The sequence below is a fragment of the Streptomyces sp. NPDC058773 genome (assembly GCF_042746015.1).
Lineage (GTDB): Bacteria > Actinomycetota > Actinomycetes > Streptomycetales > Streptomycetaceae > Streptomyces.
In genome coordinates this window covers 12,413-31,066 of record NZ_JBHYPE010000047.1, presented here as the reverse complement: position 1 = coordinate 31,066, position 18,654 = coordinate 12,413, and the positions used below count along the sequence as shown (strand labels likewise).

Annotated in this window: 20 protein-coding genes; 11 read left to right on the top strand and 9 right to left on the bottom strand. The window is 73.7% G+C overall.

The window, feature by feature from the left end; genetic code table 11:
* Positions 1-28 precede the first annotated feature (28 nt).
* Both ACFW5B_RS29415 and ACFW5B_RS29410 read right to left on the bottom strand, forming a co-directional pair.
* Positions 29-265 (bottom strand): hypothetical protein, encoded by a 237-nt coding sequence (locus ACFW5B_RS29415; protein WP_386446030.1) that lies wholly within the window; start codon positions 263-265, stop codon positions 29-31.
* Between the two features lie 21 nt (positions 266-286).
* The gene (locus ACFW5B_RS29410) at positions 287-1,546 is read right to left on the bottom strand and encodes an inorganic phosphate transporter (RefSeq protein WP_386446028.1); all 1,260 of its coding nucleotides are present in this window, start codon (positions 1,544-1,546) and stop codon (positions 287-289) included.
* 402 nt (positions 1,547-1,948) lie between these two features.
* On the opposite strand from ACFW5B_RS29410, the gene ACFW5B_RS29405 reads away from it, so the two are divergent.
* The 6 genes from ACFW5B_RS29405 to ACFW5B_RS29380 all read left to right on the top strand — a co-directional run bounded on the left by ACFW5B_RS29405 (position 1,949) and on the right by ACFW5B_RS29380 (position 9,139).
* A complete protein-coding gene (locus ACFW5B_RS29405; protein ID WP_386446025.1) occupies positions 1,949-2,617 on the top strand; it encodes a class II aldolase/adducin family protein in 669 nt (222 codons plus the stop codon).
* 140 nt (positions 2,618-2,757) lie between these two features.
* Entirely contained in the window at positions 2,758-3,885 is a 1,128-nt protein-coding gene (locus tag ACFW5B_RS29400) for an alpha/beta hydrolase (RefSeq protein WP_386446022.1), read from the top strand.
* Positions 3,886-4,151: 266 nt separating this feature from the next.
* Entirely contained in the window at positions 4,152-5,597 is a 1,446-nt protein-coding gene (locus ACFW5B_RS29395) for a hypothetical protein (protein WP_386446019.1), read from the top strand.
* A gap of 493 nt (positions 5,598-6,090) precedes the next feature.
* On the top strand, positions 6,091-7,689 hold the full coding sequence (locus ACFW5B_RS29390) for an ABC-F family ATP-binding cassette domain-containing protein (RefSeq protein WP_386446016.1): 1,599 nt from the start codon (positions 6,091-6,093) through the stop codon (positions 7,687-7,689).
* 335 nt (positions 7,690-8,024) lie between these two features.
* Positions 8,025-8,246, top strand: coding sequence for a helix-turn-helix domain-containing protein (locus ACFW5B_RS29385; protein ID WP_176604217.1), 222 nt, complete (start codon positions 8,025-8,027; stop codon positions 8,244-8,246).
* Between the two features lie 113 nt (positions 8,247-8,359).
* Positions 8,360-9,139, top strand: coding sequence for an enoyl-CoA hydratase/isomerase family protein (locus tag ACFW5B_RS29380; protein WP_386446012.1), 780 nt, complete (start codon positions 8,360-8,362; stop codon positions 9,137-9,139).
* 79 nt (positions 9,140-9,218) lie between these two features.
* On the opposite strand, the gene ACFW5B_RS29375 is transcribed toward ACFW5B_RS29380, so the two are convergent.
* Positions 9,219-9,953, bottom strand: coding sequence for a hypothetical protein (locus tag ACFW5B_RS29375; RefSeq protein ID WP_386446009.1), 735 nt, complete (start codon positions 9,951-9,953; stop codon positions 9,219-9,221).
* 218 nt (positions 9,954-10,171) lie between these two features.
* Here ACFW5B_RS29375 and ACFW5B_RS29370 point away from each other — a divergent pair, with 218 nt between their 5' ends.
* The 5 genes from ACFW5B_RS29370 to amaP are packed head-to-tail and all read left to right on the top strand — an operon-like array spanning position 10,172 to position 12,556.
* On the top strand, positions 10,172-10,630 hold the full coding sequence (locus ACFW5B_RS29370; RefSeq protein WP_386446006.1) for an Asp23/Gls24 family envelope stress response protein: 459 nt from the start codon (positions 10,172-10,174) through the stop codon (positions 10,628-10,630).
* 36 nt (positions 10,631-10,666) lie between these two features.
* A complete protein-coding gene (locus tag ACFW5B_RS29365; RefSeq protein ID WP_386446004.1) occupies positions 10,667-10,861 on the top strand; it encodes a hypothetical protein in 195 nt (64 codons plus the stop codon).
* A 6-nt stretch (positions 10,862-10,867) separates the two neighbouring features.
* Entirely contained in the window at positions 10,868-11,260 is a 393-nt protein-coding gene (locus ACFW5B_RS29360) for a hypothetical protein (RefSeq protein ID WP_386446002.1), read from the top strand.
* Positions 11,257-11,949, top strand: a complete 693-nt coding sequence (locus tag ACFW5B_RS29355; protein ID WP_386445999.1) for a DUF6286 domain-containing protein — start codon at positions 11,257-11,259, stop codon at positions 11,947-11,949. The genes ACFW5B_RS29360 and ACFW5B_RS29355 overlap by 4 nt, the downstream gene beginning before the upstream one ends.
* Positions 11,950-11,956: 7 nt before the next feature.
* Positions 11,957-12,556: an alkaline shock response membrane anchor protein AmaP gene (amaP, locus tag ACFW5B_RS29350; protein ID WP_386445996.1), complete on the top strand. Its 600-nt coding sequence runs from the start codon at positions 11,957-11,959 to the stop codon at positions 12,554-12,556.
* 125 nt (positions 12,557-12,681) lie between these two features.
* Here the strand turns inward: amaP and ACFW5B_RS29345 are convergent, their stop codons facing one another.
* The 6 genes from ACFW5B_RS29345 to ACFW5B_RS29320 all read right to left on the bottom strand — a co-directional run bounded on the left by ACFW5B_RS29345 (position 12,682) and on the right by ACFW5B_RS29320 (position 18,587).
* Positions 12,682-13,437 carry an SDR family oxidoreductase gene (locus ACFW5B_RS29345; RefSeq protein ID WP_386445993.1) on the bottom strand — a complete coding sequence of 252 codons (756 nt, stop codon included), beginning with the start codon at positions 13,435-13,437 and terminating at the stop codon, positions 12,682-12,684.
* 5 nt (positions 13,438-13,442) lie between these two features.
* Positions 13,443-15,227: a glycoside hydrolase family 15 protein gene (locus ACFW5B_RS29340; RefSeq protein ID WP_386445991.1), complete on the bottom strand. Its 1,785-nt coding sequence runs from the start codon at positions 15,225-15,227 to the stop codon at positions 13,443-13,445.
* 55 nt (positions 15,228-15,282) lie between these two features.
* Positions 15,283-16,179 carry an SURF1 family protein gene (locus ACFW5B_RS29335; protein ID WP_386445988.1) on the bottom strand — a complete coding sequence of 299 codons (897 nt, stop codon included), beginning with the start codon at positions 16,177-16,179 and terminating at the stop codon, positions 15,283-15,285.
* A gap of 177 nt (positions 16,180-16,356) precedes the next feature.
* Complete coding sequence (locus tag ACFW5B_RS29330) at positions 16,357-16,590, bottom strand: hypothetical protein (protein ID WP_006606380.1); 234 nt, start codon at positions 16,588-16,590, stop codon at positions 16,357-16,359.
* A gap of 63 nt (positions 16,591-16,653) precedes the next feature.
* Complete coding sequence (locus ACFW5B_RS29325; protein ID WP_386445984.1) at positions 16,654-17,685, bottom strand: DEDDh family exonuclease; 1,032 nt, start codon at positions 17,683-17,685, stop codon at positions 16,654-16,656.
* 245 nt (positions 17,686-17,930) lie between these two features.
* Positions 17,931-18,587 (bottom strand): TetR/AcrR family transcriptional regulator, encoded by a 657-nt coding sequence (locus tag ACFW5B_RS29320; RefSeq protein ID WP_386445981.1) that lies wholly within the window; start codon positions 18,585-18,587, stop codon positions 17,931-17,933.
* Positions 18,588-18,654 lie beyond the last annotated feature (67 nt).

The window sequence follows — 18,654 nt, the reverse complement described above, 5'->3', positions numbered from 1 at the left end:
GCCTCACCCGGTCCGTCGTGCCGCTGTGTCAGCCGGCGACGATCAGAAAGATCCCGTAGGCCACCGCCATCGCGCAGACGGCGAAGGCGGCCATCGCGCCGGCCCGTGCACCGGCACCCGGTGCGGCGACCGCGGCCGCCGCACCTTCCTGGACCGTCTTGCGGGAGGTGCCGGCGATGCCGACGGTGAACAGGCCCACGATCCCCACCGTCACCCCGAGGGTGACGCCGAAAACCTGGCTGAGAGCTGCCCAGTCGATGCTCATGGAGTTCCTTTAGGTGATCAGCTAGCGGGTGACCGACGCGGCCTTGGCGCGCGGGGCGGGTGTCGTGGGGGCGCCGGACTCGGCCGGTGCGTCAGTGGCCTCCGGGGCCTGCTGGCCCGCCGGGGGCGGGGAGACGGTGCGCAGCGCGGCGGTGACCACACCGGCCGGCTCGGCGGCCGGGCCCTCGTTGACATTGGTGTGGTCGACGGGCTTGCGCCGGGAGGCGGCCCAGATCGCGCCGCAGATGCCCAGTCCGAGCACCGCCACCGCCGCCACGCCCCAGTCGCCCTGGCCCGCCAGGAACGCGGCGCCCGCCGCGACCGCACCGGCGGCCGGCAGCGTCAGCCCCCAGGCGAGGACCATCCGGCCGGCCGTGGACCAGCGCACCACGCCGCCCTTGCGGCCCAGGCCCGAGCCCATGACGGCGCCGGAGCAGACCTGGGTGGTGGAGAGCGCGAAGCCGAGGTGGGAGGAGGCCAGGATGGTGGCCGCGGCGCCGGTCTGGGCGGCGAAGCCCTGCGGCGGCTGGATGTCGGTGATGCCCTTGCCCATGGTGCGGATGATCCGCCAGCCGCCCAGGTACGTACCGAGCGCGATGGCCACACCGGCCGAGGCGATGACCCACAGCGGCGGGTCGGCGTGCGGGGCGACCACCCCGCCGGTGATCAGCGCGAGGGTGATCACACCCATCGTCTTCTGGGCGTCGTTGGTGCCGTGGGCGAGGGAGACCAGGGCGGCGGAGGCGATCTGCCCCGCGCGGTAGCCCTTGGCGGTGTCCGCCTCGTCGCGATTGCGGGTCAGCCGGTAGGTGAGCCGGGTCGCCGCCAGCGCGGCCAGACCGGCGACGACCGGGGCGGCCACCGCGGGGATCAGGACCTTCATCACGACGGCGTCGGCGTGCACGCCGTGGGTGCCGACGGACACCACGGTCGCGCCGATCAGACCGCCGAAGAGGGCGTGCGAAGAGCTGGAGGGAAGACCGGCGAGCCAGGTCAGCAGATTCCAGACGATCGCGCCGACCAGGCCGGCGAAGATCACTTCAGGTCTGATGCCGGCGGTTTCGTCGATGATCCCCCCGGAGATGGTCTTGGCCACCTCCACGGACAGGAACGCGCCGACGAGGTTGAGGACTGCCGACATCGCCACCGCGGTCTTGGGTCGCAATGCCCCGGTGGAAATGGTGGTGGCCATCGCGTTGGCCGTGTCGTGGAAGCCGTTCGTAAAGTCGAACACCAAGGCCGTGACGATCACGATCCCGATGAGAAGCGTGATGTGTTCCATTCACCCAGGCAATCAGTTCGAAGGTCAGTGTCGCTGGGACCGTACGGAGAGCGGGTGAACGGAAAGTGAACTGGGACGGGCCTGGTGATGACACCACCGCAGTGTTCACGCGGAGATGCCCCCGGTGTCACTTCCGCCTCACCCGTTGGCGAAGCCGCTGAGCTATGGGGTGTCGCCCCGTCCCCGTGGGCCCGCCCGGCGGACGAGCCGTCCCCCGTGGCCACCTCGACCGTAGAGGCGAGTCAGGCCAAGGAGGATCAAATCAGGTCAATGCCCGGCATCAGCGTAGGTGTCCCTGGATGGCGGATAGCGGCCGGGCGGGCCCCCGGCGTACGGTGCCCCGGCCCGCTCGTACGGTGTCGCGCACCACGTCCGTTCTCGCCGCACCGCGCCGGAGGACCCATGAAGGACCACACCGACGACCTCGCCGCCGCCTGGGGTGACCTGGTCGCCACCGCCCGCCGCACGGTCACCGACGGCCTGGTCGTCGGCACCTCGGGCAATGTCTCACGCCGCCTCAGGGACCTGATCCTGGTCACCCCCAGCGGTGTCCCCTACGACCGGCTCCGGCCCGGCGACCTCACCGCGGTCGACCTCGAAGGCCGCCAGATCATCGGCGCGCTCCGGCCCACCAGCGAACTCCCGATGCATCTGACGGTCTACCGCGACACCACGGCCACCGCCGTCGTCCACACCCACGCCCCGTACGCCACCGCCGTCTCCACCCTCGTCCCCGAACTCCCGCCGGTCCACTACATGGCCGCGGCGCTCGGCGGCCCCGTCCGCGTCGCCCCCTACGCCCTGTACGGCAGCGACGAGCTCGCCGTGCACATGGGCGAGGCGCTGCGCGACCGCACCGGCTGTCTGCTGCAGAACCACGGCACCCTCACCTACGGGGACAGCCTCGACCAGGCGCTGGACCGCACCGCCCAGCTGGAGTGGATGTGCCGGGTCTGGCTCACCGCGAACTCCGTGCCGGGCCTCACTCCGCATCTGTTGTCGGCCGGTCAGCTCGATGCGGCCGCCGCACAGCTGCGCGGCTACGGCCAGCAGGGCGGCCGCCCGGGCTGACCCCGCCCGCCCCGTCAGCCGGGCGGCACCCCGTCCGCCGCTCCAGACCAGGCCGCCGCTCCGGGGCGGCCGGACCCGGCCGGTCACCCGCCCGACTCCGCCCGGTGGCCGCGCCCGGCACCGCTGCGCACACTGAGGAGGTGCGCCTGGGTACTGCGGCGGCCGTGGCCGCCCTCACCGTGATCGGTGCCGGGGCGGCCGCCGTGGCGGTCGGCCGGTACGCCAGTGACATTGCCCTGAAACCGTCGCCGGACCAGCCGTTCCCGGGCGACTCCCGCCTCACCGTGCACTCCGTCACCGAGGAGCGCATCGCCCTCACCCGCAGCCTGGCGACCCTGCGCCCCGGCACCTACGGGCTCACCGGCTCCGGCTGCCATGCGGTGATCGGCGACGTCGTCCACGGCGTCCCGCACCCCGCCGACGCGGTCGTCCGCCGCCTGGTACGGGTCACCCACGGCACCCTCGCGCCGGGCAACCGGATGCGGCTCACCCCGCAGGTGCACCTCGGCAACCCCCGCGACGCCCTCGGCCTCGACTGCGCCGATGTCGACATCCCCGGCGAACTCGGCCCCCTCCCGGGGTGGTTCGTCCCCGGCGTACGCGACACCTGGGTCATCGCCGCGCACGGCCTGGGCACCACCCGCGAACACCCCATGGTGGTCATGCCGTTCCTGCACCGCCACCGGCTCCCGGTCCTCGCGCTGTCCTACCGCAACGACCTCGGCGCCCCGCGCACCGTCGACGGCATCAACCACCTCGGCGACACCGAATGGCGCGACCTGGACGCGGCGATCCGCTACGCCCTGCGCTACGGCGCCCGCAACGTCGTCCTCCACGGCTGGTCCACCGGCGCGACCATGGCCCTGCGCGCCGCCACCCACTCCGCGCTGCGCGACCGGATCAGCGGCCTCGTCCTGGACTCCCCGGTCCTCGACCGGCACGCCACCGTCCGCGCACTGGCCGCCGCCGGGCGGGTCCCGCGGGCCCTGCTGCCCCTGGTGGTACGCGCCGCCGAGGGCCGCACCGGTCTGCCCCTCGACCGCCCCGCCGACGCCGTCGACCCGGACGAGCTGGACGTTCCCACCCTGCTCTTCCACGGGCCGGACGACCTGATCGCCCCCTGGACGGCGTCCCGCTCGTTCGCCGCCCGCCGGGCCGATCTGATCACACTGCAGCCGGTCCCGCACGCCCCGCACGCCGCGATGTGGAACGCCGATCCGTCGGGCTACGAGGAGGCACTGCGGCGCTTCCTCACACCGCTGATGTAGACCCCGCTCACGACCGAACGGCCGCCGCCCGTACGGCCCGGCCGGTCCGCCCCGTCCCGGCACCCCTCCACTTCCCGCTCCGCTTCCTCCCCGCTTCCCTTCCCTCCGCTGCCCTCTCCACCGGGCCCGGCCCTCCCGACGGCTCCCAGGTATACGGGGGGACAACTCCTCCCATCAGGGATGGGGCGGTGAGATGAAGGGCCCGTGGCGGACCGCGAGCCGGGTTCCGATTGGGCTTTCGGGCCGACAGCGGCAACACTGCTCCTGTGACGTCCCGTACTCCGCGCGACTCCCGGCTCCGACTCGTCCCCCGTCAACCGGTTGCGGCCGCCCGCCGGGCGGTGACAACCCGGACCAAGCGCCCGGCGCCCCGCCCGCCCGAGGGCACGCCGCCGCCCGCGGAACTGGCCCGCCAGGCCCGTGCCGTACTGGCCGGCGCCGCCCGGCTCGCCCGCTGGGCCGACAGCGTCGGTGCCGGCGCGGCCGGCGGCAGCCTGCGCGCCGGCCCCGACGGAGCGCTGCCGGCGGCCGACGCGGAACGCGCCGCCGAAGCCCTGGGCCTGACACCGCAACAGGTCCGCACCGACTGGGACCGGGCCCGGCTGGCCGGACTCGTCGAACTCCACGACGGCCTCGCCCGCCCCGGCTGGCGGCTGCGCGCCTGGGACCGCGACGACACCGCCGTGCTGCGCGGCTGGGTCGCGCTCTTCGACGCCTGGTCGCTGGCCCGCCCGGCACCGGCCGCCGCCGGCCCCGCGATAGTCGCCGAAGTCGTCGAGGCGCTGCCGCAGTTGCTGTCCCTGCTGCATCTGTCGGCCGGCCCGGTACGGCTCCCGGTGCTGCTCGACATGCTCGACCAGCGCGTAGCCGAACTCCGCACCGAGCGCTGCGAGGTCCCCTACGGCCAGGACCCGGCGGGACCGGGCTCCGACAACCAGGCCGCGGCCGCCGGCGACGCCGCGGGGGCGTCGCTGGCCGTGCTGCTGGACTGGGCGCTGGACGCCCTGCGGACCGTCGGAGCACTGGTGCCGCCGGATGGCGCGGAGGCCGCGCACGAGGGCGCCGAGGCGCAGCTGACGCCGCTCGGCAACTGGTCGGTGTGGGTCAAGCTGGAGCAGATCTGCGTCGCCGCGCAGAGCCCGGCCGGCCACATCGAGCAGTCCGCGGAGGCGATGCTCCGCGGCTGCGCCCGGCTCACCCCGGGACCGGCCCGCGCCGAATACCGCGCCTGGCTCGCCGCCCGCTCCGTCGGCGCCGCCGTCGAGGAACTGCTGACCGTGGCCCGCGGCGAGGACGCGCTGCTGCGCGGTCTGTCCTTCGAGGCGCTGCGGGCGGTCGGCGCACCGGCCGAGGCCGCCGTACGGGCCGCGGCCGACGAGCCGGGGCTGCGTCCGTACGCCCTGCTGTGGCTGGTCGAGCACGAGGGCGGCGACCCGGAGACCGCCCCCGATGTGCTCACCCGCGAGGAGTCGACCTGGCTGTGGGTGGACACGGCGGCGGCCGTCGCCGACCACGGTGAGACCCAACTCCTCGTACGCCACCTCGACTCGGCGGTCCAGGGCTCGGTTCCGCGCCTCCTGGAGGAGGTCCGCGCCGTCGGACACCCCCGGACCGTCCAGGTTCTCGTGGCCCTGGCCGCGGCCCACCCGGACCCGGCCCTGGCGAAGGCGGTACGGCGGGCGGCGTTCCAAGTCCACACGGGTGGTGTTTGATCCCACGTTTTCGGCTGTCCCGCCGTGGTTGTTGCTCGCCGTTGTGGGCCCGCTTCGCGGTGCCCCCGCCGTTGCGCCTGAGGCGGGCGGTGTCCGCTGCGCGGGGCTGTCGGGGTGCGGAGACGGGCCTCCGGCCCGTCCCCTCCCGTGGATGGGCGGGAAGAAGGCCGGTGGGGGTTCCCCTGGGTGGTCGGGTGCGGCTCGTGGCCGCAGTGAAACTGCTCACGGCGGCCAGCCCCCGCCCACCTGAACAACTCCCCCCACCGGAGGCCCGTCACCGCACCCACAAACCACCTGGCCCGCCGCGGGCAACGGCGAACAACCACCACGGCGGGGCAGCCGAAAACGTGGGACAGAAGCACAGCGCAGCCGAAAACTACTTGCGCGGGGCCGTTAGACTGCCTCCCATGGCAGTTCTCCCTTGGGTTCATTAGACGGCGCAGCCCGCTCTCCGACCGTCCCATCCGCCGTCTTCCTGCCCTGGAGCTTTTCCGTGATCACCGCCTCCGGCCTCGAGCTGCGCGCCGGCGCCCGCATCCTCATCGAGTCCGCGTCCTTCCGTATCGCCAGGGGCGACCGCATCGGCCTGGTCGGCCGTAACGGCGCCGGCAAGACCACCCTGACCAAGGTCCTGGCCGGCGAGGGCATGCCCGCCTCCGGCTCGGTCACCCGTGGTGGCCAGGTCGGCTATCTGCCGCAGGACCCGCGCACCGGCGACCTCGACGTCCTCGCCCGCGACCGCATCCTGTCCGCCCGCGATCTGGACACCGTGCTCCGCAAGATGCGGGAGAACGAGGACCGGATGGCCAACGGCAAGGGCGCCACCCGCGAAAAGGCGATGAAGAAGTACGAGCGCCTGGAGACCGAGTTCCTGACCAAGGGCGGGTACGCCGCCGAGGCCGAGGCCGCGACCATCGCCGCCAGCCTCGGTCTGCCCGACCGCATCCTCGGCCAGCCGCTGCACACCCTCTCCGGCGGTCAGCGCCGCCGCGTCGAGCTGGCCCGCATCCTGTTCTCGGACTCCGACATCCTGCTGCTCGACGAGCCGACCAACCACCTCGACGCCGACTCCATCGTCTGGCTGCGCGACTACCTCAAGACCTACCGCGGCGGCTTCATCGTGATCTCCCACGACGTCGACCTGGTCGAGACGGTCGTCAACAAGGTCTTCTACCTCGACGCCAACCGCTCGCAGATCGACGTCTACAACATGGGCTGGAAGCTCTACCAGCAGCAGCGCGAGGCCGACGAGAAGCGCCGCAAGCGCGAGCGGGCGAACGCCGAGAAGAAGGCCGCGGCGCTCAACACCCAGGCCGACAAGATGCGGGCCAAGGCCACCAAGACGGTCGCCGCGCAGAACATGGCCAAGCGTGCGGACAAGCTGCTGGCCGGTCTGGAGGCGGTGCGCGCCGCGGACAAGGTCGCCAAGCTGCGCTTCCCGGACCCGGCACCGTGCGGCAAGACCCCGCTGACCGCCGAGGGCCTGTCGAAGTCCTACGGCTCCCTGGAGATCTTCACCGACGTCGACCTGGCCATCGACAAGGGCTCCCGGGTCGTCATCCTCGGCCTCAACGGCGCGGGCAAGACCACCCTGCTGCGGCTGCTGGCCGGCGTCGAGCAGCCGGACACCGGCGAGGTCCGCCCCGGCCACGGCCTCAAGCTCGGCTACTACGCCCAGGAGCACGAGACCCTGGACCCGGACCGCACGGTCCTGGAGAACATGCGCTCGGCCGCCCCGGACATGGACCTGGTCGCCATCCGCAAGACCCTGGGGTCCTTCCTCTTCTCCGGCGACGACGTGGACAAGCCCGCCGGGGTGCTCTCCGGCGGTGAGAAGACCCGGCTCGCCCTGGCGACCCTGGTCGTGTCCTCCGCCAATGTCCTGCTGCTCGACGAGCCCACCAACAACCTCGACCCGGCCAGCCGCGAGGAGATCCTCGGCGCGCTGCACACCTTCACGGGCGCGGTGGTCCTGGTGACGCACGACGAGGGCGCGGTGGACGCGCTGGAGCCGGAGCGCATCATCCTGCTGCCCGACGGCGTCGAGGACCTGTGGGGCCAGGACTACGCGGATCTGGTCGCGCTGGCCTGACCGCGGCGAAAGGATCATGCCGTCTGGATCATTCGGCCTACGTGTGATCCATCATCTGAGTGAGAACGGCTCGTACACCGGCGAGCCTGCGGCCTACGGCCGGGTCCTTCGGGCCCGGCCGTCGCCTTTTCCGCCGCACACCACCTGACCTGCCACTTCTCGCGGGCGCCCCGGAACGGGCGGCTTTCCGCGCAGCCGGAATCGGGCCTTCCGGGTCGTGTGACCGGGCCTTCGCCGGCAAACGATGTCGTATCGACTGTGCGGAATGGGTGGCCAGGAAGCCGGGGAGGGGTGATCATGAGAGTCCAGAGCGCACTTCCCACGAGGAGGCACGGGTGGCCGAGACTCTGAAGAAGGGCAGCCGGGTAACCGGCGCCGCGCGCGAGAAGCTCGCGGCAGACCTGAAGAAGAAGTACGACTCCGGTGCGAGCATCCGGGCGCTGGCCGAGGAAACCGGCCGCTCCTACGGATTCGTGCACCGGATGCTCAGTGAATCCGGTGTGGTCCTGCGCGGTCGCGGCGGAGCCACGAGGGGCAAGAAGGCCACATCGGCCTGACGGCCGCGACTCCGGGTACAGCGGTGTCCCCCCGGTCGGCCGAGCAGTCGACCGGGAGGTTACCGTGCAGTCACTTACGCACGCAGGTGCGGCTGGCTGACTCGGAGGCGCTCATGACTCTGCTCGACAAGGACGGTGTGCGACTCACCGTGGACGGTGAGATCGCCACGGTGACCCTCGCCAACGCGGCCAAGCGGAATGCGCAGTCACCCGCCATGTGGCGGGCGCTCGCCGAAGCGGGGTCGCTGCTGCCGGGAAGCGTACGGATCGCGGTGCTGCGCGGTGAGGGCAAGTCCTTCTCCGCGGGCCTCGACCGTCAGGCGTTCACGCCCGAAGGCTTCGACGGCGAGCCGTCGTTCATCGATCTGGCGCGCGGCACGGACGACGCACTGGACGCCACGATTGCCGAGTACCAGGAGGCGTTCACCTGGTGGCGGCGCACCGACCTGGTGTCCATCGCCGCTGTGCAGGGGCACGCCATCGGCGCCGGGTTCCAGCTCGCGCTCGCCTGCGATCTGCGCGTGGTCGCGCCGGACGTCCAGTTCGCCATGCGCGAGACCAGCCTGGGACTCGTACCGGATCTGACCGGTACCCACCCCCTGGTCGGGCTGGTGGGCTACGCCCGTGCGCTGGAGATCTGCGCCACCGGGCGCTTCGTGCACGCCGAGGAGGCCGAGCGGACCGGGCTCGCCAACCTCGTGGTGCCCGGCGACCAACTCGACGCCACCGTGGCCGACTTGGCGGCCGCGCTCACCGCCGCGCCGCGCGATGCCGTCATCGAGACCAAGGCCCTGCTGGCCGGTGCCGCGGGCCGTACGTACGAGGAGCAGCGTCGCGCCGAACGGGCCGCCCAGGCGCGCCGGCTGCGTGACCTCGCGGGCGTGGGGGAGTAGCTCCCGCGGCGCCACCGCACCCTTTGACCCGTCCCTGAGCCGCCCTGCCGCGCCGTCATGTACGGGCCGGCCGGGCGGCTCACCGGTTCCGCTCCACCGCCGTGACCAGCACGGCGACCGAGGTCGCGGGCGGCGCGGCCGCCACCGCCTGTCGTACCGCGGAGGCGACATCCAGCGCCCGGTGGCCGGGCGCGGTCGCCAGCTGGATCAGCGCATGTCCGTCGGTGAGCCGTACGGGACGGGAACCGCCGAGCACCGAGGTCAGCCGGGCGACGCCCGCGACCCGCCGTGCGATGGCGGCGAGGCTCGCCGGACCCTCCTGCGACGCACCGGTCCGGTCGTCGCCAGGGGGCGCGGCGGGCGGCACGTCCTCCGGGGGAGCGGAACCGGACGGCGCGGTCTCCGCCGTGGCCCCGTCCGCCTCCAGCAGGCCGCTGACCCGCAGATCCACCACGCCCACCACCAGCCCCAGATCGCGGATCGACGCCTCCAGCAGCGCCGCGCGCACCTGGTCGGCGAGCACTGGCAGCGGCCGGTCGGCGACCGCGGCGAAGTCCGCCGTGATCCGCAGCGGGCCGGGCGGCAGGGCGCTCGGCGGCGCCGGCACCGCCGGTTCCGGGGCGTGATCGGGATCGGCGACGGACAGCCGCAGCGCGCCGATGCGGACCCCGGCCGGGGTCCCGGCGGCCGCCCGCAGCGCCCCGGCCGCCGCTTGCTCGGTGATCCAGGAGCCGTCCGCGGGGCCGCCGAGCGGCAGCACCCGGCCGATGCCGAGCTGCGTCCGGACCGCCTGCGCCCACTGGTTCACGGCCACCGCGTCACCCCTTTCCCGGAAGACCCACGGACCCTTTCCCGGCCCGTCCAGGGCCACCCCCAGCCTGCCGCAGACCCGCCCGTACGGCAGGGCGGTGCGCCCGGCGGCGCCGTATGGAGCACTCGCCTGCCACATCCCCGGAGCGGTCCGGCAGGACCCGGCCTACTGTGGGGAACGGAGCGGGCGGACCGCTTCTCCCCGCGGAAAGGGATACGGCGATGAGCGAGAGTCAGCAGCACGCAGAGCCCAGGACACCCGCCAAACGGGGTGGCGGCGATCCCGCGACCCGGGGGCGGACCACCATCGCCGACGGTGTCGTGGAGAAGATCGCGGGCCTGGCCGCCCGGGACGTCCTCGGCGTGCATGCCATGGGCAGCGGCCTCGCCCGTACGCTCGGCGCCGTCCGGGACCGGGTGCCCGGCGGCGGCAGGTCCGCGACCGCGACCCGCGGCGTCAAGGCCGAGGTCGGCGAGGTGCAGACCGCGCTGGACCTGGAGATCGTGGTCGACTACGGCGTCGCCATCGCCGACGTCGCGCGGTCCGTCCGGGAGAACGTCATCTCCGCAGTGGAGCGGATGACGGGCCTGGAGGTCGTCGAGGTCAATATCGCGGTCAGCGACGTCAAGCTGCCCGACGAGGCAGACGAAGAAGAGGAATCGGAGCCGCGGCTCCAGTAGCCGGACCCGTCCGGAGTGGCAGCGAAGGAGCGCACGATGAGCATGGCCGTGGGCGGCCTCTTGGCCGGTATGGCGCTGGGCTTCGCCGGATACTTCGGTGGCTTCGGCGCTTTCCTCCTGGTGGCGGCGCTGGGCGCCATCGGGTTCGTGGCCGGCAGGTTCCTCGACGGGGACCTGGAGGCCGGCGAGTTCTTCCGTCCGCGCGGCGGCGACCGCGAGCGGCGGCGGTGAGGCCGGGTGGCGACGGTGACCCCGGCCGCCGCCGCCACCGCCGTACCGGCAGGTGAGCGCGGCGCGACCAGAATCGCCGACCGGGTGGTGGCGAAGATCGCCGCACGGGCCGCCCGGGAGGCGCTGCGCGGGGAGTCCCCGCGCGCCCGTACCGACGCCCATGCGACGGTCACCGTGCACCGGCGCGACGACCGCCACAACTTCGGCGAGGCCCGGGTACGGATCGCCGTGGAGCTGGGCTACCCCTCCGACATCGGCGGACAGTGCCGGGTGGTGCGCCGTCGGGTCACCGAGCGGGTGACCGCGTTGGCCAACATGACGGTGCCCGAGGTCGCGGTGGAGGTCGAGCGGCTGCACTCCCCGCTGCTGGACCGTACAGAGCGCGGGAGGGTGCGATGAGCGACGCGGAGCCCGAGCCGCCCGCGACCCGGCGGCTGCCCACGCTCGACAAGACGCCCGGTGACGCGGACGGGCCGGTACCGTCCGACGCCGACGGGCCCACACCGTCCGACGCGGACGCCCCGGCCACCGGCACCGCCGGACACGAACGGGTGCGGCGCTTCTGGTCGGCGCGCCGGCTGCCGGCCGCCCTGGTGGCGCTGGTGCTGCTGGCCGCCGCGGGCCTGCTGCTCTACGACGTGGCCGCGGTGCGCGCCGGCCGCCCCGCGATGGCCTGGCGCCGGCGGCTCGCCCGCGAACTGGCCACCCGTCACCTCGACAACCCCTGGGTCCTGGGCGCCGCCGCGGTCGCCGTGGTGCTCGGCGTCTGGCTGATCGTCTCGGCCGTCACGCCCGGACTGCGCCAGGTGCTGCCGATGCGGCGGGCGGCGCCGGACATCCGGGCCGGGCTGGACCGTGCGGCCGCCGCGCTGGTGCTGCGCGACCGTGCCATGGAGGTGGCCGGCGTCCAGTCCGTACGGGTGGCCGTCAGCCGGCGCAAGGCCAAGGCGCACGCCGTCTCGCACTTCCGCGAGCTGGACGAGGTCCGCGCCGATCTCGACGTCTCGCTCGCCGAGGGGCTGCGGCAGCTGGGCCTGGCCCGCGAACTCCGCCTGACCGTGGACGTCCGGCGCCCGAAGAAGAGGTGAGCGAGCGATGCGCAGAGGCCGCGGAACGGTCAACCGGGTGCTGCTCGGCCTGACCGGTGTGGTGCTGTTCGGCGCGGGCGGTCTGGCGCTGCTCGGCGGCTTCGGCCTGGCCGCGAAGTGGCAGCTGCCCGCCGGCTGGCCCTGGTCGCGCCCCGACCAGGTGCTGCTCCCCGCGCGGCAGCGCACCCGCTGGACGGACCAGGGCTGGTGGTGGCCGGTCGTCATCGCCACGCTGGCCGTCTTCGTACTGCTGATGCTGTGGTGGCTGCTGACCCAGCTCCGCCGCCACCGGCTGCACGCGATCCTCGTCGACAGCGGCGACGGCGAGGGTGCCCAGCTGCGCGGCCGGGCCCTGGAGGCCGCCCTCACGGCCGAATCGGAGGCGATGAACGGCGTCGACGGGGCCGGGGTGCTGCTGACCGGCCGCCGGAGCGAACCCCAGGTGCGGGCCGTGCTTGCGCTGGCGCCGCACGCCGACCCGGGGACCGTCGTCCGGCGGCTGTCGGACGAGGCGGTGGCGCACGCCCGCCGCTCGGCCGGCCTCGACCGGCTGCCGGCCGAGGCCCGGCTGCGCGCGGTCAAGCACCGGCCCGAACGGGTCAGTTAGGCGGTCCGAGCGGGTCAGAGGGGCGGCGGTCCGAGCGAGTCGTGCAGACGCTCCGAACGCGGCAGTTGGGCGGCCCGGACGTCCCCGGGCCGGCCCCCGGAGCCGAGCCGCCGTCCGGCACCGCGTCAGAACCCGCGCCGGGCCCCGCCGTCCACCGGCACCATCACACCGTTGACGTACGACGCGGCCGGGGACAGCAGAAAGGCCGCGGCCTTGCCGAACTCCTCCGGGGTGCCGTAGCGGCCCAGCGGGATCGACGCGCAGTTGCGGGCGCGGGAGCCCTCCGGGTCGCCGGACAGCGCGTCGAGCTGGGTCATCCGGTCGGTGGCGATCCGGCCGGGCAGGATGCCGAGGACGCGGATGCCGCGCGGGCCCAGCTCGTCGGCGAGCGACTTGGCGAAGCCGGCGAGGCCGGGGCGGAGCCCGTTGGAGATGGTCAGGCCGGCGATCGGCTCGTGCACCGAACCGGACAGCACGAAGCCGATCACACCGCCCTCGGGCAGCTCGGCGGCGGCCGCGCGGGCCAGCCGCACCGCGCCGAGGAAGACCGACTCGAAGGCCGCCTGCCACTGCTCGTCGGTGTTGTCGGCGGCGGTGCCGGGCGCCGGGCCGCCCACGCTGATCAGCACCCCGTCCAGCCGGCCGAAGTGCTCCCGGGCCGCCGCCAGCAGACGGCCGGGGGTATCCGCTACGGCGTTGTCGGCCGCCACCCCCAGGGCCCGGTCGCCGAGCGAGGCGGCCGCCGCGGCCGCGCTCTCCTCGGAGCGTCCGGTGATCACGACATGGGCGCCGTCGGCGACCAGTTCACGGGCGGTGGCGAAGCCGAGGCCGCGGGTCGCCCCGGTGACGAGGTACGTCCGGTCGGTGAGTCCAAGATCCATGGCCCCTAGTGTGCCCGTGCCCCGTCCTGGAGGCCGAAGGCGGTCCCCACCAGGCCGATGTGGCTGAAGGCCTGCGGGAAGTTGCCCAGCTGGCGCCGGGCGGCCGGGTCGTACTCCTCGGAGAGCAGCCCCAGGTCGTTGCGCAGCCCCAGCAGCCGCTCGAACAGCTCCTGCGCCTCGTCCCGCCGCCCGCTCAGCTGGAGCGCGTCGGCGAGCCAGAACGAGCAGACCAGGAAGGTGCCCTCGCCGCCCGGCAGCCCGTCGACCGAGATGCCCTCGGTGCTGTAACGGCGTACCAGACCGTCGTGCGACAGCTCCCGGCGCACCGTGTCGATGGTGCCGAGGACCCGGGGGTCGTCCGCCGGGAGGAAGCCGACGCGGGGGATCAGCAGCGTCGCCGCGTCCAGCTCCCGGGAGCCGTAGAACTGGGTGAAGGTGCCGCGGCCGGCGTCGTAGCCGCGCTCGCACACCTCGCGGTGGACCTCGTCGCGCATCGCCCGCCAGCGGTCGAGGTCCCCGCCGAACCTGGGGTACCCCTCGATCGCCCGTACCACCCGGTCGGCCGCGACCCAGGCCATGACCTTGGAGTGCACGAAGTGCCGGCGCGGCCCGCGGATCTCCCACAGCCCCTCGTCGGGGTCGCGCCAGGTGGACTCCAGGTAGTCCATCAGCGCCCGCTGGATGTTCCAGGCGTGCGGCTCGGCCGGCAGCCCGGCGGCGCGGGCGATGTGGAAGGAGTCGAGGACCTCGCCGTAGACATCGAGCTGACGCTGCTCGACGGCGGCGTTGCCGATGCGTACGGGCGCCGAGTCGCAGTACCCGGTCAGCCACGGCAGCTCGGCCTCCGGCAGCCGCCGCTCACCGGCCAGCCCGTACATGATCTGCAGATCGTCGGGGGCACCGGCCACCGCGCGCAGCAGCCAGTCCCGCCAGGCCCCGGCCTCCTCCAGATACCCGGCCTGGAGCAGCGAGTTCAGGGTGAGGCTGGCGTCACGCAGCCAGCAGTAGCGGTAGTCCCAGTTGCGCACGCCGCCCAGCTCCTCGGGCAGTGAAGTGGTGGGGGCCGCCACGATGCCGCCGGTGGGCCCGTAGGTGAGGGCCTTGAGGGTGATCAGCGAGCGGATCACGGCCTCGCGGTACGGGCCGTTGTAGCGGCAGCGCGCGGACCAGGCGTGCCAGTCGTCCAGGGTGTCCTGGAGCGCGGTGAACGGCTCGATCTGGGTCGGCCGGGGCTCGTGGGAGGGGTGCCAGGTCAGCACGAACGCGGTGCGCTCGCCCGCGGCCACCGTGAAGTCCGAACGGGTGCTGAAGTCCTTGCCGTAGGTGCTGCTTTCGGCCGGGGTGCGCAGCCACACGGAGTCCGGCCCGGCGATCGCCACCCGGCAGCCCTCGGTGGCGCGCACCCAGGGCACCAGCCGCCCGTAGTCGAACCGCAGCCGCAGCACCCCGCGCATCTCGACACTGCCGCTGAGCCCCTCGACGATCCGTACGAGGTCGGGCGCCCGGTCCCGCTGCGGCATGAAGTCGGTGACCCGGGCACTGCCGGTCGGGGTCTCCCAGACGGTGTCGAGGATCAGCGAGTCGCCGCGGTAGGAGCGCTGGGCGCGGGCGTCGGAGGACCGGGGGGCGAGCCCCCAGTGGCCGTTGTCCTTGCCGCCGAGGAGTGCGGCGAAGCAGGCGGCGGAGTCGAAGCGCGGCAGGCACAGCCAGTCGATGGACCCGTCGCGGCCGACGAGTGCGGCGGTCTGCAGATCGCCGATGAGCGCATAGTCCTCGATACGTGGGTGCACTCAGCGCCCCTTCCCGCCCGGAGGAAGCGCTACGCGGCGGTGACCGCCGTCCGGGCTACGGGTTGGCCGGGGCCGGCGCCGCGGTGTCGCCGGTCGCCTCAGTCTCCCCGGAACCGGCGGGTTCCGCAGTCCGCCCGACGTCCGGCGAGGCCCCGGGCTCCCGGTCCTCCGCGGTGGTCGCTTCGGCCGCGGCCTCTCCGGCGGCCGCCAGCCGGTCGCGGCGCTCCCGCCGGACCAGCACGACCCATCCGACCGGCACCGCCGCGGCGAACAGCCACCACTGGATCGCATACGCCAAGTGCGGGCCGATGGAGTCGTGGTCCGGCGCGGGGACCAGCTCCGGGGTGCCGTGGGCGGGCTCGGGAGCCGTCTGCTCGATGTAGCCGCCGAGCACCGGCCGGCCGGTCCGCTTCGCCTGCTCGGTGCTGTTGATCAGCATGACCTGGCGGGCGGGCAGGCCCTTGGTGTCCTTGATGCCGCTGCCGGCGGTGGTCTCGTCGGCCATCATCCGGCCGGTCACGGTGACCTTGCCCCGGGGTGCGGCCGGGACGTCCGGGAACCTGGTGAGGTCGTTGCCCGCCGAGATCCAGCCGCGGTTGACCAGCACGGACTTGCCGCCGTCGAGGACCAGCGGGGTGAGGACGTAATAGCCGATGCTCTGCTCGTCGGCGGCGGTGCGCTGGCGGACCACGACCTCGTGCGCGGTGTCGTAGGTGCCGGTGGCGGAGACCCGGCGCCACATGTCGTGCCGGGGCAGCTCCCGGCCGGGCGCGGTCAGCGCGGTGACCGGAACCGGGCGGGCGACCAGGTTGCGCCCGATCAGCTGGTTCTGCGCCACCTTGTGCTCATGGCGGTGAAGCTGCCAGTAGCCCAGCTTGATCATGACGGGGATCAGCACGAGACCCACGAGGGTGAGGATCACCCACTGCCGGGACAACAGGAAGCGGTACACGGCCTCGACGGTACCTGGGGCGCCGCGACCACCGAGCCGGGGGTCCCCGGTGGTGGCCGGGGAGGTGGCTTTGTCGTGGGCGGCCCTGCCGGTCCGGTGGGCGGGTTCGGTACGCGTTCCGGTCCGGTGGGCGGGGCCTGGTCCGGTGGTGCCCGGCTCGGCGGCCGGGTCCCGCGTTCAGACCCGGTCGACGATGCCCACCCGGCCGTCCGAGCGGGCGCAGTGCGCACCGCAGTACCACTTCTGGTCGGCCTCGACGCCCTGCCCGATGATCTGGCACCGGCAGTGCTCACAGATCGGCGCCATGCGGTGGATGGCGCAGGCGAAGCAGTCGAAGACGTGCACGGCGCCCTGCGCGTGCACCTCGAACGTCATGCCGTATTCGTTTCCGCAGACCTCACAACGTGCCATGCGCCACAGCGTGCGGGCGCCGCCCGCGTGCGGCGTGCTGCCGGCGGGTGTGTTGGGCGGGCTTCACCCGGACGCAGGCGCCGGCGCCACGTCCTGCAGCAGTTGCATGAAGGCCGCCTCGTCGATCACGACCGTGCCGAACGAGGCGGCCTTGGCGGTCTTCGAGGTCCGGGAGTCGGGGTCGTTGGTCACCAGCAGGCTGGTCAGCCGGGACACGCTCGTGGCGACGTGCAGCCCGGCCTCGATCGCCCGGTCCTCCAGCAGCTCGCGGTCCACGGAGGTGTCACCCGAGAAGGCGACCCGCATGCCCTGGACGAGCCGGCCGCCGGACTCGTAACGCCCCGGGTTGGGGTACGGGCAGGCCGGGCGCTTACGGGACGGGCGCCAGGACGTGGGGCGGTAGGACGCGGCGGAGGCGTGCTGCCGGGGCGCGGGGGTGTCGGACCACTCCGTCAGCGGCTGGCAGCTCAGCAGCGGCAGCCGCAGATTCTCCCGCGCGGCCCGCCGCAGGCTGGGGCGGAACGCCTCGGCCAGCACCCGGGCGTCGTCCAGCGCGTGGTGGGCGCGCTCCTGCACCACGCCGTAATGGGCGGCGAGGGACTCCAGCTTGTGGTTGGGCAGCGGGAGCCGCAGCTCCTTGGACAGTGCGATGGTGCACAGCCGCTGCTGCACCGGCGCGGTCGCGGCGGCGCGGGCGTACTCGCGGGCGATCATCGACCAGTCGAACATGGCGTTGTGCGCGACCAGTACCCGGTCCTCAAGGCGCCGGGACAGCTCCGGGACGATCTCCGGGAAGAGCGGGGCGTCGGCGAGCACGGCGCTCGTGAGCCCGTGGATCCAGACCGGTCCCGGGTCCCGCTCCGGGTTGACGAGGGTGTACCACTGGTCCTGGACCTCGCCCTGCGCGTCGAGTTGGTACACGGCTGCCGAGATGATCCGGTCGTCGCGGGCCAGGCCCGTGGTCTCCACGTCGACCACCGCGTACCCCTGGGGATACGCGGGCGGCCAGGGAGACGGCGGCGTCTGCGGGCCCGGCTGCTGCCCGATCTTCGGCGCGATCGGGTCGGCGGCTGCTGCCATGCGGTCTTCGAGCATGGTCCCTGAGGATACGGGCCACCACTGACAGCCACCGAACCGCCTCGGACGCGCCGGAGCTTCACATACCTGGCAACCCCGCAGTTTGCGGGCGGGCGGGGGAGTTGACGGGGTGTGGGTGCCGCAGCTCGGGTCGAGGGTGGCGGTGGGGCGGTGGGGCGGTGGGGCGGTGGGGGTGCTGGGGTGCTGGGGTGCGCTCCCGTACCCGCCCACCCCCCGAAGGGGGGTGGGCGGCGGGGAAAAAACTATGCGGGCCCCACCCCCGACCCTCCCGCCCCGCCGACCCCCCAAGACATCAGCGACCCCACCAGCGCCTCCAGCGAAACGCTGAACAGCCGCCCGGTGTCGACCGGGCCGGCCAGCGCGCGGGCCAGTGCCGGATCGTGCCCGGCGGTGGGGGAGTCCCACAGCTCGCCCTCGCTCGGATGCTGTGCGGGGGACCGCTCGCGGTTGCGCTCGACCAGGACGAAGCCGACGACCTGGAACTGGACCGCGCGCACCGCCTCGGCGGCCGTCTCGCCGCGCAGCCCGGCGGCGTGCATCTCATGGACCAGCGCCTGCTGCGCCGGCAGGAACATCCGCTCCGTCAGGCCGCGTTCGTGCACCATCGCGATCAGCTGCGGGCGCTCGCGCAGCGCCGCGTGCAGCGCGCGGGCGACCGACACGATGCGGGCGTGCGGGGTGTCCCCGGTGGGGCGGATCTCGCCCATCTCGCGGACGGTGCGCTCGACGAGGGCGTCCAGCAGCGATTCGCGGTTGCCGACGTGCCAGTAGATGGACGTGACGGCGGTGCCCAGTTCCGTGGCGAGACGGCGCATGGTCAGTGCGCCGGGACCGTCCGCCCGGACCAGCCTGGCGGCGGCCGTCAGGATGTCCTCGCCGGTCAGCGCGGTACGTGTCATCTTCCCCCACCATCCCTCAACTCCCGTGCTCACACGGCTCTTTACCCTTCATCCCGCTCGGTGTAAC

Excerpts from the sequence above, each read along its gene's own strand:
- amaP (WP_386445996.1), top strand. The coding sequence starts at position 11,957 with ATGCGCAGAGGCCGCGGAACGGTCAACCGGGTGCTGCTCGGCCTGACC.
- ACFW5B_RS29410 (WP_386446028.1), bottom strand. The coding sequence starts at position 1,546 with ATGGAACACATCACGCTTCTCATCGGGATCGTGATCGTCACGGCCTTG.
- ACFW5B_RS29365 (WP_386446004.1), top strand. The coding sequence starts at position 10,667 with ATGAGCATGGCCGTGGGCGGCCTCTTGGCCGGTATGGCGCTGGGCTTC.
- ACFW5B_RS29355 (WP_386445999.1), top strand. The coding sequence starts at position 11,257 with ATGAGCGACGCGGAGCCCGAGCCGCCCGCGACCCGGCGGCTGCCCACG.
- ACFW5B_RS29330 (WP_006606380.1), bottom strand. The coding sequence starts at position 16,590 with ATGGCACGTTGTGAGGTCTGCGGAAACGAATACGGCATGACGTTCGAG.
- ACFW5B_RS29380 (WP_386446012.1), top strand. The coding sequence starts at position 8,360 with ATGACTCTGCTCGACAAGGACGGTGTGCGACTCACCGTGGACGGTGAG.
- ACFW5B_RS29345 (WP_386445993.1), bottom strand. The coding sequence starts at position 13,437 with ATGGATCTTGGACTCACCGACCGGACGTACCTCGTCACCGGGGCGACC.
- ACFW5B_RS29415 (WP_386446030.1), bottom strand. The coding sequence starts at position 265 with ATGAGCATCGACTGGGCAGCTCTCAGCCAGGTTTTCGGCGTCACCCTC.
- ACFW5B_RS29320 (WP_386445981.1), bottom strand. The coding sequence starts at position 18,587 with ATGACACGTACCGCGCTGACCGGCGAGGACATCCTGACGGCCGCCGCC.
- ACFW5B_RS29405 (WP_386446025.1), top strand. The coding sequence starts at position 1,949 with ATGAAGGACCACACCGACGACCTCGCCGCCGCCTGGGGTGACCTGGTC.
- ACFW5B_RS29370 (WP_386446006.1), top strand. The coding sequence starts at position 10,172 with ATGAGCGAGAGTCAGCAGCACGCAGAGCCCAGGACACCCGCCAAACGG.
- ACFW5B_RS29325 (WP_386445984.1), bottom strand. The coding sequence starts at position 17,685 with ATGCTCGAAGACCGCATGGCAGCAGCCGCCGACCCGATCGCGCCGAAG.